The organism is Aliamphritea ceti (genome assembly GCF_024347215.1).
In the GTDB taxonomy this organism is placed as follows: Bacteria; Pseudomonadota; Gammaproteobacteria; order Pseudomonadales; family Balneatricaceae; genus Amphritea; species Amphritea ceti.
The window spans coordinates 1,713,035-1,728,607 of the sequence record NZ_AP025282.1 but is presented as its reverse complement, the minus strand read 5'-3'; the positions used below and the strand labels follow the sequence as shown (position 1 = coordinate 1,728,607).

Here is a 15,573-nt window from a genome sequence, read left to right as displayed (position 1 = left end):
GAAAAAGCAGTTTCAAAAAAGCATCTACAGTCTGGATTCTCAACACAAGTGTCGCCACAACCTGCATAACAGCCTTGTTGCTCCCCTAAGAACAGACTGCCTGAAGATCGAATGCCCCTTTTTTTAGCACGACGCTTTTTATAACGTTCAGCTAAAGGCTTTTCTAAAAAGCCCTTCACAGGCAGCAGCGACAACAAACCGGTTATCTGTTCAGATTAAGCCCGTTCAAATCCGCGGGACACTTCCCAGTCGGTCACACGCTTATCGTGCTCTTTCTGTTCCCAGCGGGCAGCATGCACATAGTGATCAACCACATCATCACCGAAAGCTTCCCGCAGCATAGTAGATTCGTTCATCTTTTCAGCTGCAGCGCGCAAGGTATTTGGCACTTGTCTGGCATTCTCGCCTGCATAGGCATCACCAACAAATTCAGGTTCCAGTTCCATTTTTTGCTCGACACCTGCAATGCCCGCCGCCAGTTGTCCGGCAAGCGCCATATATGGGTTAAGATCAGCACCACCAATACGGCACTCAATCCGGATTGCCTTTGTACCTTCACCACACAAACGGAAGCCCGCCGTACGGTTATCCAGGCTCCAGACTGCTTTAGTCGGTGCAAACGTACCTTCCTGGAAACGCTTATAAGAATTTACATAAGGTGCCAGTAAGCAGGTCACATCATCGGCATGGGCAAGCAAGCCTGCCAGGTAATGACACATCAGCTCAGACATACCGTGTGGGCGGCTTTCATCAAGAAACAGTGGCTGTCCGTCATTACTCCACAAAGACTGATGCACATGGGAAGAGCTGCCCGCCGCATCGTTATGCCACTTCGCCATGAAAGTCACAGCTTTACCGTGCTGCCAGGCGATTTCTTTACAGGCATTCTTAACAATTGAATGCTGATCCGCAGTCGTCAAAGCTTTATCATATTTAACGTTCAATTCTTCCTGACCGGCAGACGCTTCACCTTTGGAACACTCAACCGCAATACCCGCACCATATACTCCATTGCGCATCGCGCGGATCACTTCTTCTTCCTTAGTGGTCTGGAAGATGTGGTAATCCTCATTGTACGAACTGGCCAGCTGCATATCCCGGTAACCGGATTGACAGGCATCGGCATAACTCTGATCGAACAGGAAGAACTCCAGTTCGGTTGCCATCATAGGTACTATGCCCATTTCCGCCAGGCGGTCTATCTGCTTACGCAGGATTGCCCGGGGTGAATGCGGAACAGGATTATGGTGATGATCTAATACATCACAAAGTACCAATGCAGTCCCTTCCAGCCAGGGTACCCGGCGCAGGGTGCTCATATCCGGCTTCATCACATAGTCGCCGTAACCCGCTTCCCAACTGGTGGATTTATAGCCCTCGACGGTTTCCATCTCCAGGTCAGTTGCCAGCAGATAGTTACAGGAATGGGTCTCTTCTACAGCATGATTAATAAAATAATCAGCATGGAAGCGTTTACCCATCAGGCGGCCCTGCATATCAATCTGGCAGGCCAGCACAGTGTCGATGCTTCCTGCCGCGAATTCTTGTTTTAATTGTTCCAGCGTCAGCATAGCGCTCATCAGATTTCCTCTTTAAACGTTTGTGTCTTAAACACAGTTTAATTCTTAGTCGTCAGTATTCTTATTAATCAGTGTACGCAGCGTGGCAGCAATCAATGCTGCCCAGGCGGCCTGACCTTCTTCGTGATCAATCAGATCATTACGAACTTCCAGCATGACATTTGCTATCTGCTGATCATCGCCGTGGCGAGTCACCATGTGCAAAACCGGATCAGACGGGCCATAAGGCTCATTCATCCGAATATCAAAGCTGTTGCTGTTCAGGTCAGAGTATTTCTGCGCGACCCGAAGAAAGTCTGCTGCAAAAGCATTTTCTTCATGACAGATAACTCCCAGCTGTACAGCCCTGGGTTGCCCCATAAATATCGGTGTAAAACTGTGAACCGTAACCAGCACCGTATTCCGGCCAGCAGCTTTGCGCTCAGCAATCTGATCCGCAATGGCGTTATGAAAAGGTTCATAAATGCCCTGCACACGGTATTCACGCTGTTTCCGGGTAAGATCTTTATTCCCCGGAATTTCCGTTACTTCACTCAGCGGAGGCACTGCACTGGCTTCAACCGGTGGGCGGTTACAGTCATACAGCAAACGTGAGTAATGCTGCAGAATCAGACTTGCATCCAGTGCTTCACTGAGTTTCCGCGCCAGATCTGCGGCGCCAATATCCCAGCCAATGTGGCTGAGACGTTCCTGTTCACTTAATCCGAGATTAGCAAAACTGTCCGGGATGAAATTACTGGCGTGCTCACACACCAGTAACACATCAGAACGGCCATGCGGATTAACCAGATCTGCCGGCGATTTTTCTAAACCTTGCATCACCACAGTGATAAATCTCCTGCTGTTATTCCCGATGCCATTACTTAGCGCCATAAACCAGTTCTGGCAGCCACAACGTCAGTTGAGGGAAAGCCATGAACAACAACAGCGCCAGTACCATAATGCCCACGAACGGTGTAATTGATTTATAGATATCCACCAAGCCTACTTCTTTCGGAGCCATCGCTCTCATCAGGAACAGGTTGTAACCAAATGGCGGCGTCATATAGGCAATCTGACAGGTAACGGTATACAGCACGCCGTACCAGATCGGATTGAATTCCAGCGCAATAATCAGTGGAATATACAGCGGCGCAACAATCACCAGCATCGCAGTATCATCCAGGAACATACCCATGATGATGTACGACAACTGCATCATAACCAGCACCTGCCAGGGGCTCAGACCCCACTCTTCCAGAAACAGAGCTTCAATAGCTTTTACCGCACCCAGACCATCAAATACCGCACCAAAGCAAAGTGCCGCCATAATGATCCACATGAACATGCAGCTCACGCCCAGCGTTTTACGCAATGTGGTGTGAATCAGACGGAAACTCAACCGACCTTTAGCAGACGCTGCCAGCATGGCAACAAAGGCACCTACCGCCGAACATTCCACCAGACTTGTATAGCCCATCAGGAATAAACCGATAACGGAGAAGATCACCAGCAGCGGCAGGAATCCTGCACCCAGTAACAGATACTTTTCTTTAGTACTGATCTGATCACGTTCTTCCTGCGACAGTGGAGGTCCAAGCTCAGGCTGAATTCGGCAGCGAATCACGATATAAGCAATGAACATAACGGCCAGTATCAGACCCGGAATCACACCGGCCAGCCACAGCTGACTTACCGGCTGGCGGGAAATCATGCCGTATAACACCAGCACGATACTCGGCGGTACCAGTATGCCCAGTGAGCTACCAGCCTGAATAACACCAGTGACCATGCGTTTGTCATAACCACGCTTGAGCATTTCCGGCAATGCAATGCTGGTACCTATCGCCATACCGGCAACACTCAGACCATTCATCGCTGAAATAGCTACCATCAGAATAATAGTCCCTATCCCCAGGCCACCTTTAAGCGAGCCCATCCAGACATGGATCATCCTGTAGAGATCACCGGCGATTCCGGATTCCGATAGCATATAGCCCATAAACACAAACAGCGGCAAGGTCAGCAACGGATACCAGTTCATCAACTTCATGGTGGACGCAAAAGCCATTTCTGAACCACCATCACCCCACAACCACAATGCCGCAACTACAGCGACAAAACCGACGGCCCCAAAGACCCGCTGACCTGTTAACAACATCAGCATCAGGGTGGAAAACATTAGCAGTGCGATCATTTCATAACTCATAACACTGCTCCTGCAAAACCCTGTTCAACATCGGATGCATAACCTTGTCCGGCATAAAGCCCGGCACAAACATCCTGAACCAATACATAACTCATACTGAGGTTTCCTCCGGATGCTGCTCAACGTCAAACGGCTTACCTAATACATCAGCGACATTCTGGGCAAAAGTTGCCAGCACCTGTAATAACATCAGCAGGATGCCGCCGGTCATAATAAGTTTGATAGGTGCCAGTGGTGGCGCCCAGGAGGAATAGTTTTTCTGTCCATACTCAAGCGCATACAGACTGCTGGAAACACCGCCATAAAACAGCATGACCAGATAAGTAATCAGGCAAAGTACAGTTAAGGCGTCAGTAATCGCCTGACGTTTCGCCGACCAGGTGCCGTAGAACACGTCCATCCGTACATGGGCATCCATCTGCATGGAATAACCGCCGCCCAGCAAGTAATACGCAGCCATCGTAAACTGCGCCATTTCAATCACCCAGATTTGTGGTGATCCAATACCCTTGGATATAGATGAAAACAGCAAAATCGCCATCATCACTAATACCAAGTACATGGCAAATATGCCTACCGTACGGTTGAACTTATAGATAAACCGTATGTAAGCCTGAATCGCGTTATACACAATCACGTACCCAGATAAAAAACTGAAAAGCCCCCTCCGGGCATGGAAATTGGAGGGGGACTAAGATAACCGCAGCAGTGTTTAGCTGTAGCGGTAAGGACGACCGGCTTTTTCCATGGTCTCGTTGTACTTCTTGAAGATATCCACCACTTTCTTGGCGCGGTCACTGGTAGCAGCAACTTCTTCCCAGTACTTCTTACCTTCGGCCTCAACCAATGCCCATTCTTCATCCGGAATGGAGGTCAGTTGCATCTTGGTACCTTCCACACGTAGTTGTGCTTCACCACCCCAGTACCAGTACTGACGATAATAGTGAGAGCTATCCATACACAGCTGCCACAATTCCTTCAGATGATCAGGCACTTTCGCCCAGGAATCGGAGTTGGCAAAGAAAGAACCACACCAGGCACCGGAGATGTTATTGGTCAGGAAGTAACCTGTACCTTCAGCCCAGCCCGAAGTGTAATCCTCGGTGATACCCGACCAGGCTACACCGTCCAGCTCGCCAGTCTGTAACGCAACTTCAACATCTTCAAACGGCAGAGTTACCGGGATAACACCAAAGCGGTTGAGGAAACGACCTGCTGTCGGGAAAGTGAATACCCGCTTACCTTTCAGATCAGCCAGGCTATTGATTGGTTCTTTGGTTGCGAAATGACATGGATCCCATGCGCCGGCACTCAGCCACTTAACACCGACTTCATCGTATGCTTCTTCCCAGATTTCTTTCAGGCCGTACTGTTCAAAGAGAACCGGTACATCCAGGCTATAACGGGTAGCGAACGGGAAATAACCACCGAATGCAGAGATATCGACAGGTGCTCCCATAGAATCATCGTCACTCTGAACCGCATCGATTGTGCCTTTCTGCAGGGCACGGAACAGTTCAGGGGTAGGAATCAGCTGATCAGCATAGTACAGCTCAATTTCCATCTCACCGTTGGCAGCCTTGTTGAATGCATCAACGGCAGGCTTGATAACATGCTCACCCAAAGCCGCACCGGCATACGTCTGTAAACGCCACTTGATTGGCGCCGACTTGGCCTGCACATATGGCGCGCTAACCGCAGCTGCAGCCGTTGCTGCACCACCGACGACCGCCTTCTTTATAAAATCGCGTTTATTCTTATTCATTCTCTGTCCTCTGCTGTATCAGCAAGATTATTTTTTTTGTATTCCGAACGTCACGAATCTGATCCAGTCTGAGCAACAAGCTCATGGATGTAAACATTTATACATTACATATTTTACTTGTCAAATTTTTTATGTAAGGTAAATTACAAACAGGCTTTACAAAAAAACGTGCTTCAAATCAGCAATTAATTTATTCAGCAGACTTACTGGTTGAGTTAATGGCTAAGCTTTATAGCAAGCTTTAAAACACGGTTTTGAGTAAAAATAAGAAGCACCTCAGGAGTAGACTGTAGAGCCATATCTACATACGAATAATTACAGTAAAACACTGTAGAATAGCGCCTCACCGCCACCCGACTACGAGTATGCCGCCAATGAATGACAACCCGACAGCCCCGGATAACAGCCATACAATTGCCGAATTAATCCGCTCCCAGCTGAACCAGTTCAGCCCGGCTGAAATGAAGATCGTTAATCATTTACTGGCTAACTATCCAATGTCAGGCATGGTGTCTATTACTGAATTATCGGAAAGTTGCGGCGTGTCGACGCCTACAGTCATGCGCACCCTGAAGAAAATCGGTTACTCCAGTTTCACCACTTTCCAGAAGGAACTGAAAGACGAGCTGCAACAAACCCTTTCAGACCCTATCACCAAGCATGATCAGTGGGCGGCGGATGCTCCGGAAAGTCATGTACTGAACAAAGTGGCAGAAACGGTAACCACTAACCTGCGCCACAGCCTTAATCAGATTAGTCACGAACAGTTTGATGCCATAGTCGATCTTCTCGCCCAACAGGACCGTGCTCTGCATATTGTTGGTGGACGAATTACCAGTGCTTTCGCCCGCTATCTGAATACTCACTTAGAAGTAATCCGTGAAAATGTTCACATTTTTCCGGAAGCAGTAGCACTCTGGCCGCACCACTTACTGAAAATCAAAGCTGATGACGTACTCATCGTTTTCGACGTACGCCGCTACGAACAGGACCTTATTACCACCAGTCGATTAGCTAATTCCCGAGGCGCTAAAATCATACTTTTCACGGACCAGTGGCTGTCTCCGGTTGCTGGTTATGCAGACCACACTCTGCCCATTCGTATCGAAGGAAAATCCGGCTGGGACTCCGGAGTAGTCACTCTGTTTTTTGCCGAAGCACTGGTTGTTGCACTGGAAGAAAAGCTCTGGGCGCAAACGTCCGAGCGAATGCGCGAGTTGGAGAACATGTTCGATCTGACTGAACGCTTTAAAAAACGCACAAATTAAGACCAGAGAGCTGCTGACATAATCTAAGAGCTCCAGACATTTCACCGATACGGAAACAAGACCTGCTCAAAAGCCGGACATCACTATCGGCCACTGGACAAATTAGTGTCATCCAGAAGCTGGTTTGACACATGATGGACATTATTCAATAAAGAATCTGACACTCTGCATAAAAAAACCGCCGGATATTCCAGCGGCTTTTTCAGCTCTAAATCAGCATTAAAACAGCAGCTACTAAATAACAGCCTTCACCAGCCCTATCGCACTGACAACAATCAGCACACTGCCCAAGACCCTGAAGAACACTGGCGTTTCTGCAGCCAACATTTTCTGATGTGCTTTTTCACCAATAAGATGACCAATATATCCCAGTGGCAATAACCACAAATGATGAATCAGCTGCAAATCCACACCCGCAATCACAAAAGATACGAGCTTTATCAGTACCAGAATCGACCAGAGAATAAATAGCGTATCCCGCAACTTATGTTTGGCTACATTAGACACAAACACGGCAACGATAAGCGGCGCTCCGATTAACGATGTACCACTGATATAACCACCCAGTATCAGAAACACGGTATCCAGCGTTTTACTGTTACTCTTCAGCGGTTTATTCAGAACATAAGAAATGGCATAGGCAATAACAATCACGTAAATAATGCTGCTCATCAGGGTAGCCGGTAGCGTTAGCAGGCCGAATACCCCAATCAGCTTCGGGATGATCATTACCTTCAGACTGTACTTCAGATACGGCCAGTCAATCGATGAGGATTCGAAAAAACTGCTGCTGTCTGACTGGCTACGGCTACTCTTCCAGGTAATCAACACTGAAAAGAACAACAGATGCACGCCGATAATTGGCAAGAAAATTAACGGATCATCTTTGATCAATAACAAGAACGGCAGCGCTAATACTGCACCGCCAAATCCCAGCCCGCTTCGAACGAAACCACTCCAGATAAAAATCACACCGATTAGCGCATACTGGTAATACTCTAAGCCTTCCATCTACCCTTTCCTTTATATGCTTCTGCTAACCACAGCGGCTTTCTCAGTACTCATTGAGCTAACGGGCATACACCAAACGCACATCTCTTATACGAACAGCTAACTTATAATGCACGCAGACATAATTTACTGAGAGTAATCTACACAGAGAAATTAAGAAGAAGACTGACTCAACGCTTCTTCAACACCTACCACATCGCCACAGAGGTCCGGGCTATAGCCTGGCAACTCTCGTACCGCCTGATAGAACTGACTGGTACGGATCATTTCCAGAAATCTGATGATCGCTTCCTGCTGCAAACTACGATGATGGCAAACAAACAGATACCGCTCATAAGATAACGGTATAAAATCAAGATTAAACTGTCTGGCTGCCGCCTCTACACCAATACCTACATCAGCCATACCAGCTGCAACATAGGCTGCGACTGCAGAATGAGTGAATTCTTCATCGTCGTAGCCGGATACTTTTGCAGGATTAATCTTTTCACGACGGAGCAGTTCATCAAGTAATGTGCGAGTACCTGAATCTTCCTGTCGGTTAATAAACCGTACGTCTTTACGCAGCAGGTCACTCAACCCCTGAATTTCACAAGGATTATCACGTTTCACAATCAAACCCTGTCGCCGGGTTATAAACTGAATCACTTTATGCACACGGGGCTTCAGGTAACGGCCATACTTTTCTATTTGCGCCTGGCTCATGCCTTCAATAGGTACATGAAAACCAGCAATATCACAGGCGCCTCGGTTCAGTGCAGCCAAAGCTTCTTCACCGCTTTTATATTGTAAATCTAACTGAATTTCATTGGCGTGCTCAGGTAACAGAGCCACAGCGTACCCATAGCTTGCATGCACCCGCACTAAAGGGCTGACACCTTCAAGCGCACGATGAATTTCCAGATTCAGTTGCGACGTCAAGCTATCTAATTGCGGCTCCAAACGGGCAACAACCCGCTGCTTGGCCCAGAGTAACTTGTCCCCCAGAGGGGTCAGGGTAGCCCCCTTACCTTTCTGCATATGTACCAGCGGCACACCAAAAAATGCTGCCCAGGTATTTAACAGATTCCAACCGTGACGGTAGGAAATCCCTACACTTTTTGTGGCTGCTGTCAGTTTGCCATGTTCGTGGATAGCCGCCAGCAAACTGAACAGTTGCGGATTCAGCTCATTGCCACTTTCATCCCTGAACGACCATCCCGGTACAACTTGTATTCTCTTAATATGCATAATTGTTCATATTTTCTATTCATTGGCCCGATGCTACCTTAAGCGCATCTAAAAGGGATAAATCTGTACTCATTTTAGCCAAATATGAAGATGAGTTCATATATAAATTATAAATAAGAGTCGTTTGCATTTGTAATACTTAATAATGAGTAATTACGAACAGCAGTGTCGCACTCAGATAAACAGGCTGTGAATTTTACTGCTAATCGCAGGCAAAAGGGTGTTTTTCTGTAACCCGTTGCCTTTCGGTGAACGGTTTATTCCCGGTTAAATTATTCAACAAGAGCTGCTCAGCATTACATTTTTTGGTTAAACCGGCAGATTAATAAGCCGGATAATCAAAAAAAGCTGAGAAACTTAAAGCAGGTGAGCAAAAAATGACTGCATTCAACGAGCAGAGTCGCCAGCAAGTCAGTGACATTGTCGAGGAGATGAAGAATCTTCCCGGCGCAATGTTACCTATCTTGCACGCCATTCAGGACGCCCAGGGTTATATCCATACCGACGCCGTAAGCATTATTGCGGAAGGTATGGCTCAGTCCCGCGCTGAAGTCCATGGCGTTATCAGTTTCTACCATCACTTCCGTACTACCCCACCGGGTAAGCACACCATTCAGGTATGCCGCGCTGAAGCCTGCCAGTCTATGGGCTCACGTCAGCTGGAAGCACATGTTAAAGAGAAGCTGGGCATTGGTTTCCACCAGACAAGCGCTGATCAGCAAATGTCTCTGGAGCCTGTTTACTGCCTGGGTAACTGCGCATGCGCACCATCCATTCAGGTAAATGACGATGTCGTTGGCCGTGTAACAGCAAGCAAGTTCGACCAGCTAGTCGATCAGCTGTCTACCCAAGCGCTGGAGGTGAAGTAATGGTTAAAGTTTATATCCCACGGGATACCACTGCCCTGGCAATGGGTGCTGAGCGCCTGGCTACTGAATTGGCCGTTGAAGCAAAAAATCGCGGTGCAGACATCGAGATAGTACGTAACAGCTCACGCGGTATGTTCTGGCTGGAACCTCTGGTTGAAGTTGAAACTGCTAACGGCCGTGTTGCTTTCGGTCCTGTCGAAGCCAAAGATATCGACAGCCTGTTCGATGCAGATTTCGTAAACGGCGGCCTGAGCCACCCACTGTGCCAGGGCCTTACCGAAGAAATCCCTTACCTGAAGAAACAGCAGCGTCTGACCTTCGCCCGTGCCGGTATTACTGATCCGGTCAGCCTTGAAGACTATCAAGCTCACGACGGTTTCAAAGGCCTGAAGAAGGCTCTGGAAATGTCTGGCCAGGCAATCGTTGATGAAGTTAAAAACTCCGGCCTGCGTGGCCGTGGTGGTGCAGCCTTCCCTACCGGTATTAAGTGGCAGACAGTACACGATGCTGTTGCACCGGGTGATGCGGCTCAAAAATACATCGTTTGTAACGCCGATGAGGGTGACTCCGGTACCTTCGCTGACCGTATGGTAATGGAAGCTGATCCATTCATGCTTATTGAAGGCATGACCATTGCAGGTCTGGCGGTAGGCGCAACTCAGGGTTACATCTACCTGCGTTCTGAATACCCTATCGCTCACCAACTGCTAAATGAAGCACTGGCTAAAGCAGAAGCAGCTAATCTGCTAGGCGAAAACATTCTGGGCAGCGGCAAGACCTTCCACCTGGAAGTACGTCTGGGCGCTGGCGCTTATATCTGCGGCGAAGAAACCTCCCTGCTGGAAAGCCTTGAAGGTAAACGTGGCCTGGTGCGTGCTAAACCACCTCTCCCAGCAATCGTTGGCCTGTTTGGTCAGCCTACTATTGTTAACAACGTTCTGTCTCTGGCTGCTATTCCTTACATTATGGCTGAAGGCAGCAAGGCTTACGCAGATTACGGCATGGGCCGCTCTCTGGGTACCCTGCCATTCCAACTGGCCGGCAACATCAAGCGCGGCGGCTTAGTCGAGCTGGCGTTCGGTCTGACATTGCGTGAATTGCTGGAAGACTTCGGCGGCGGTACTTTCTCCGGTCGTCCGATGCGTGCTGTTCAGGTAGGTGGCCCACTGGGTGCATACCTGCCAGAAAGCCAGTGGGACACACCTCTGGACTATGAATCTTTCGCAGCGGTAAGCGCTGTTCTGGGTCACGGTGGCGTAGTTGCTTTCGACGACACTGTAGATATGTCCCAGCAGGCTCGCTTCGCTATGGAATTCTGCGTTGTTGAATCCTGCGGTAAGTGTACCCCTTGCCGAATCGGTTCTACCCGTGGCGTAGAAGTCATTGATCGTATTGTCAATGACGAAAACCGCGAAGATAACCTAGAATTACTAAATGATCTCTGCGATACCATGATTGACGGCTCCCTGTGTGCAATGGGCGGTATGACTCCGTTCCCTGTGAAGAGCGTTATCAATCACTTCCCAGAAGACCTGCATAAACCCGTCACCGAAGACATGGCGTCTTAAGGAGTCCGATCATGCTGCAACATTTTGATCCTAATAAAGATTACGGTACGCCGGCCCGTGTTTCCGAGAACCTGGTGACACTGAGCATCGACGGTATGGACGTAACTGTACCGGAAGGCACTTCCGTACTGCGTGCTGCTGCCGAAGCTAACATTAACATTCCTAAGCTGTGTGCCAGCGATAACCTGGAAGCATTCGGTTCTTGCCGTATCTGCGCCGTGGAAATCGAAGGCCGCCGCGGTACTCCGGCTTCATGTACCACTCCTGCTGAAAACGGCATGTCCGTTACCACGCAGAACAACAAGCTGGCTAAGCTACGCCGCAACATCATGGAACTGTACATTTCCGACCACCCTCTGGACTGCCTGACTTGTCCAAGTAACGGTGACTGCGAACTGCAGGACGTTGCCGGTGCTGTTGGTCTGCGTGATGTACGTTACGGCTTTGAAGGTGAAAACCACCTGGACGCCAAGAAAGACGAATCAAACCCGTATTTCACTTTCGATCCGAGCAAATGTATCGTTTGTTCCCGTTGTGTACGTGCCTGTGAAGAAGTTCAGGGTACATTTGCACTGACTATCGATGGCCGTGGTTTCGACTCTAAAGTTGCTGCCGGTCAGGACGACGGCTTCCTGGCATCCGACTGTGTTTCATGTGGTGCCTGTGTACAGGCCTGCCCAACCTCTACTCTGATGGAGAAGAGCGTTATTGAACGTGGTCAGCCAGAGCACAGCGTTATCACTACCTGCGCATACTGTGGTGTAGGTTGTTCATTCAAAGCCGACATGAAGGGTAGCGAAGTAATTCGCATGGTGCCGTTCAAAGACGGCGAAGCGAACCGTGGCCACTCTTGTGTGAAAGGCCGTTTTGCTTTCGGTTATGCAACCCATAACGACCGCGTTACTGAGCCAATGATCCGTGACTCTATTGATCAGCCATGGAAAAAAGTTGGCTGGGAAGAAGCACTGACGTTTGCTGCAGACCGCATCAAAGACATTCAGGCTAAACACGGCCGTGAATCTGTTGGCGGTATCACATCTTCACGTTGTACTAACGAAGAAACTTATCTGGTTCAGAAACTGATCCGTGCTGCCTTCGGTAACAACAACACTGATACTTGCGCACGTGTATGTCACTCTCCAACCGGTTACGGTCTGAAGACGACTCTGGGCGAATCTGCCGGTACACAGACTTTCGACTCTGTCATGAAAGCTGACATGGTTATGGTTATCGGTGCTAACCCGACTGATGCTCACCCGGTATTCGGCTCACGTCTGAAGCGTCGTATCCGTGAAGGTGCGCAGCTGATCATTGCAGATCCACGTCGGACTGAACTGGTTAAGAGCCCGCACATCCAGGCTAACCACCACCTGAAACTGCGTCCAGGTACTAACGTTGCGTTCATCAACGCTATGGCTCACGTTGTTATCACTGAAGGCCTGGAAGATAAAGAATTTATCGCCAAGCGTTGCGATAATGCAGCTTATAACAAGTGGCGTACATTCATCTCTGAAGAGCGTCATGCACCAGAGCAAACTGAAGATATCACCGGCATTCCTGCTACTGAACTACGCAGCGCAGCACGCCTGTTCGCAGCTGCCCCTAACGGCGCAATCTTCTACGGTCTGGGTGTAACTGAACACAGCCAGGGTTCCAGCATGGTAATGGGTATTGCCAACCTTGCGCTGGCGACCGGTAACATCGGCCGTGAAGGCGTAGGTGTAAACCCACTGCGTGGTCAGAACAACGTACAGGGTTCATGCGACATGGGTTCATTCCCGCACGAACTGCCGGGTTACCAGCACGTTGCTGATGATGCTATCCGGGCACGTTTTGAAGCCAGCTGGAACGTTAAGATCGATAACGAGCCAGGCCTGCGTATTCCTAACATGTTCAACTCTGCTATCGACGGTACTTTCCGTGGCATGTACTGCCAGGGCGAAGACATTGCACAGTCTGATCCAAACACCCACCACGTAGATGCAGCACTGCGCGCGCTGGACTGCCTGATCGTCCAGGACATCTTCCTGAACGAAACAGCTAAGTACGCACACGTATTCCTGCCAGGCGCTTCTTTCCTCGAGAAAGACGGTACCTTTACCAACGCCGAACGCCGTATCAACCGTGTTCGTCAGGTAATGCCACCAATGGCTGGCATGGCTGACTGGGAAGTAACAATGGCGCTGTCCAACGCGCTGGGTTACGAAATGAACTACAGCCACCCATCTGAAATCATGGATGAGATTGCTTCTCTGGCACCAACCTTCAAAGGCGTTAGCTATGACCGCCTTGAAGAGCTGGGCAGCATTCAGTGGCCATGTAACGATGCTGCACCGGAAGGTACGCCAACCATGCACATCGAAAGCTTCCCAATTGGCCTGGGCAACTTTGCCATTACTGAATACGTTGCAACCGAAGAACGCTCTAGCCGGAAGTTCCCGCTATTGCTGACCACCGGCCGTATCCTGTCGCAATACAACGTAGGTGCTCAGACCCGCCGTACGCCTAACCAGGCATGGCATGATGAGGACGTACTGGATCTGCACATCTCTGATGCAGAAGTACGCGGCATTAAAGATGGCGACTGGGTTGGCATCAGCAGCCGTGCCGGCGACACAGTAATGCGTGCCCGCATTACCGATAAAGTTCAGCCTGGCGTGGTTTACACCACCTTCCACCATCCTGGCAGCGGCGCGAACGTAGTAACCACCGACAACTCTGACTGGGCAACTAACTGCCCTGAGTACAAGGTGACCGCCGTTCAGGCAGTGAAGGTAAATTCACCGTCCAACTGGCAGCAAAACTACCAGAACTTTGACGAGCAGCAGCAGGACTTCCTGAAGCAAGGCCGTGAAAGCGCTGACCAGCCACAATAACGTGTCACGAGAACATTGATGACCCAACCACGTTTCAGCCAGTCCTCCGGCGAGCATACGCTCCCGGAGGAACTGCAACATTGCCACCGGGGTGCTCAGGTAACCCGACGGCAACTGGACCAGATAACCGACACCGAAGATCAGATCGCTGAAGAGGTGCCTGTTGCCATGATCTTTAACGGCATTTCTCATGCCGTGATGATGGCCAGCCCAAATGATCTGGAAGACTTCGCCACAGGCTTTAGCCTCAGCGAAGGCATTGTCGAGCACAGCGATGAGATCTACAGCATCGACGTGATTCGTCCGACAGACAGTCTGACGGCCGGTATCGAAATCCAGGTTGCTATTAGCAGTCAGCGTGCTGCTCTGCTGAAACAACGTCGCCGTAATCTGACGGGGCGCACTGGTTGTGGCCTGTGCGGTGCCGAATCATTGCAACAGGCTATTCGCCCGATCCGCAAAGTATCTAAAACTGAGCTGATTGGATCGACAGCCGTAGAAACAGCTATCGGTCAGCTAAGCCAGCGACAGCCGCTGCAATCACTGACCGGCGCTTTTCACGGTGCAGCCTGGTGTAATCTGGACGGTAACATTCAGATGATTCGCGAAGACGTGGGCCGTCATAATGCGCTCGACAAACTGCTCGGCGCACTGAAACGTGACAAGGTCGATCTGACCACTGGTTTCGCTCTGGTATCCAGCCGCGCCAGCTACGAGATGGTTCATAAAGCCAGTAGCTGTGGCGTATCGACCCTGGTGGCAGTTTCTGCTCCTACCGGTCTGGCACTGGATCTGGCACGGCAGTCAGGCTTAAACCTGATTGGCTTTGCCCGCCAGGGTAAACATGTTGTTTACAACCGGTCAGACGTACCGAGAGACTAATTTCACTGACCAGCTTTACTGGCCAGTCATAAATGGAGTGTATCCATGGGAAATGCAACACTAAGCAGTCTGATTAAAATGGTTAATCAAATTGCAGACAACAACGTTCATGTTGGCACTGCTGACGACGCAGCTGCAGCTGTCGCGTCACACATCACTCGCTTCTGGGCACGCCCAATGAAGCAGCAGATCAATGCGTATCTGAGTGAAGGTGGCGAAGAACTGAACGATATCGCCCGTCTGGCGGTTACTCAACTGCCGAAATAAATATTTCTGCAGACACAAAAAAGCCACCTTCACAGGTGGCTTTTTTGCTGGGGCGCTCCACCAGCACAG

General features: G+C 49.6%; 13 protein-coding genes. 6 read left to right on the top strand and 7 right to left on the bottom strand.

Going from position 1 to position 15,573, the window contains the following annotated elements:
* Positions 1 to 215: 215 nt before the first annotated feature.
* The 5 genes from OCU49_RS07895 to OCU49_RS07875 all read right to left on the bottom strand — a co-directional run bounded on the left by OCU49_RS07895 (position 216) and on the right by OCU49_RS07875 (position 5,533).
* On the bottom strand, positions 216 to 1,580 hold the full coding sequence (locus tag OCU49_RS07895) for a glutamine synthetase family protein (RefSeq protein WP_261844434.1): 1,365 nt from the start codon (positions 1,578 to 1,580) through the stop codon (positions 216 to 218).
* A 45-nt stretch (positions 1,581 to 1,625) separates the two neighbouring features.
* Complete coding sequence (locus tag OCU49_RS07890; RefSeq protein WP_261845210.1) at positions 1,626 to 2,399, bottom strand: N-formylglutamate amidohydrolase; 774 nt, start codon at positions 2,397 to 2,399, stop codon at positions 1,626 to 1,628.
* A 40-nt stretch (positions 2,400 to 2,439) separates the two neighbouring features.
* Complete coding sequence (locus OCU49_RS07885) at positions 2,440 to 3,768, bottom strand: TRAP transporter large permease (RefSeq protein WP_261844433.1); 1,329 nt, start codon at positions 3,766 to 3,768, stop codon at positions 2,440 to 2,442.
* 91 nt (positions 3,769 to 3,859) lie between these two features.
* On the bottom strand, positions 3,860 to 4,330 hold the full coding sequence (locus OCU49_RS07880; protein ID WP_261844432.1) for a TRAP transporter small permease subunit: 471 nt from the start codon (positions 4,328 to 4,330) through the stop codon (positions 3,860 to 3,862).
* Positions 4,331 to 4,480: 150 nt separating this feature from the next.
* Positions 4,481 to 5,533 carry a TRAP transporter substrate-binding protein gene (locus OCU49_RS07875; protein ID WP_261844431.1) on the bottom strand — a complete coding sequence of 351 codons (1,053 nt, stop codon included), beginning with the start codon at positions 5,531 to 5,533 and terminating at the stop codon, positions 4,481 to 4,483.
* A gap of 374 nt (positions 5,534 to 5,907) precedes the next feature.
* Here OCU49_RS07875 and OCU49_RS07870 point away from each other — a divergent pair, with 374 nt between their 5' ends.
* Complete coding sequence (locus OCU49_RS07870; protein ID WP_261844430.1) at positions 5,908 to 6,801, top strand: MurR/RpiR family transcriptional regulator; 894 nt, start codon at positions 5,908 to 5,910, stop codon at positions 6,799 to 6,801.
* A gap of 234 nt (positions 6,802 to 7,035) precedes the next feature.
* On the opposite strand, the gene OCU49_RS07865 is transcribed toward OCU49_RS07870, so the two are convergent.
* Together OCU49_RS07865 and OCU49_RS07860 are read right to left on the bottom strand one after the other, a co-directional pair.
* Positions 7,036 to 7,812 (bottom strand): TSUP family transporter, encoded by a 777-nt coding sequence (locus tag OCU49_RS07865; RefSeq protein ID WP_261844429.1) that lies wholly within the window; start codon positions 7,810 to 7,812, stop codon positions 7,036 to 7,038.
* Positions 7,813 to 7,965: 153 nt separating this feature from the next.
* Positions 7,966 to 9,036, bottom strand: coding sequence for a substrate-binding domain-containing protein (locus tag OCU49_RS07860; RefSeq protein WP_261845209.1), 1,071 nt, complete (start codon positions 9,034 to 9,036; stop codon positions 7,966 to 7,968).
* Positions 9,037 to 9,419: 383 nt separating this feature from the next.
* On the opposite strand from OCU49_RS07860, the gene OCU49_RS07855 reads away from it, so the two are divergent.
* Genes OCU49_RS07855 through OCU49_RS07835 form a run of 5 tightly spaced genes read left to right on the top strand, consistent with a single transcriptional unit; the run spans position 9,420 to position 15,504 of the window.
* The gene (locus OCU49_RS07855) at positions 9,420 to 9,911 is read left to right on the top strand and encodes a formate dehydrogenase subunit gamma (protein WP_261844428.1); all 492 of its coding nucleotides are present in this window, start codon (positions 9,420 to 9,422) and stop codon (positions 9,909 to 9,911) included.
* A complete protein-coding gene (locus OCU49_RS07850; protein WP_261844427.1) occupies positions 9,911 to 11,479 on the top strand; it encodes a formate dehydrogenase beta subunit in 1,569 nt (522 codons plus the stop codon). Before OCU49_RS07855 ends, OCU49_RS07850 begins: the two co-directional genes overlap by 1 nt.
* A gap of 11 nt (positions 11,480 to 11,490) precedes the next feature.
* The gene (gene fdhF, locus OCU49_RS07845; protein WP_261844426.1) at positions 11,491 to 14,355 is read left to right on the top strand and encodes a formate dehydrogenase subunit alpha; all 2,865 of its coding nucleotides are present in this window, start codon (positions 11,491 to 11,493) and stop codon (positions 14,353 to 14,355) included.
* 18 nt (positions 14,356 to 14,373) lie between these two features.
* Positions 14,374 to 15,237 (top strand): formate dehydrogenase accessory sulfurtransferase FdhD, encoded by an 864-nt coding sequence (fdhD, locus tag OCU49_RS07840; protein ID WP_261844425.1) that lies wholly within the window; start codon positions 14,374 to 14,376, stop codon positions 15,235 to 15,237.
* A gap of 45 nt (positions 15,238 to 15,282) precedes the next feature.
* Positions 15,283 to 15,504, top strand: a complete 222-nt coding sequence (locus OCU49_RS07835; protein ID WP_261844424.1) for a formate dehydrogenase subunit delta — start codon at positions 15,283 to 15,285, stop codon at positions 15,502 to 15,504.
* Positions 15,505 to 15,573: the final 69 nt, after the last annotated feature.

Bases quoted from the DNA above. Each gene is read 5' to 3' on its own strand.
- OCU49_RS07835 (WP_261844424.1), top strand. From the start codon at position 15,283: ATGGGAAATGCAACACTAAGCAGTCTGATTAAAATGGTTAATCAAATT.
- OCU49_RS07880 (WP_261844432.1), bottom strand. From the start codon at position 4,330: ATGTACTTGGTATTAGTGATGATGGCGATTTTGCTGTTTTCATCTATA.
- OCU49_RS07890 (WP_261845210.1), bottom strand. From the start codon at position 2,399: ATGCAAGGTTTAGAAAAATCGCCGGCAGATCTGGTTAATCCGCATGGC.
- OCU49_RS07885 (WP_261844433.1), bottom strand. From the start codon at position 3,768: ATGAGTTATGAAATGATCGCACTGCTAATGTTTTCCACCCTGATGCTG.
- OCU49_RS07875 (WP_261844431.1), bottom strand. From the start codon at position 5,533: ATGAATAAGAATAAACGCGATTTTATAAAGAAGGCGGTCGTCGGTGGT.
- OCU49_RS07850 (WP_261844427.1), top strand. From the start codon at position 9,911: ATGGTTAAAGTTTATATCCCACGGGATACCACTGCCCTGGCAATGGGT.
- OCU49_RS07895 (WP_261844434.1), bottom strand. From the start codon at position 1,580: ATGAGCGCTATGCTGACGCTGGAACAATTAAAACAAGAATTCGCGGCA.
- fdhF (WP_261844426.1), top strand. From the start codon at position 11,491: ATGCTGCAACATTTTGATCCTAATAAAGATTACGGTACGCCGGCCCGT.
- OCU49_RS07870 (WP_261844430.1), top strand. From the start codon at position 5,908: ATGAATGACAACCCGACAGCCCCGGATAACAGCCATACAATTGCCGAA.
- fdhD (WP_261844425.1), top strand. From the start codon at position 14,374: ATGACCCAACCACGTTTCAGCCAGTCCTCCGGCGAGCATACGCTCCCG.
- OCU49_RS07865 (WP_261844429.1), bottom strand. From the start codon at position 7,812: ATGGAAGGCTTAGAGTATTACCAGTATGCGCTAATCGGTGTGATTTTT.
- OCU49_RS07855 (WP_261844428.1), top strand. From the start codon at position 9,420: ATGACTGCATTCAACGAGCAGAGTCGCCAGCAAGTCAGTGACATTGTC.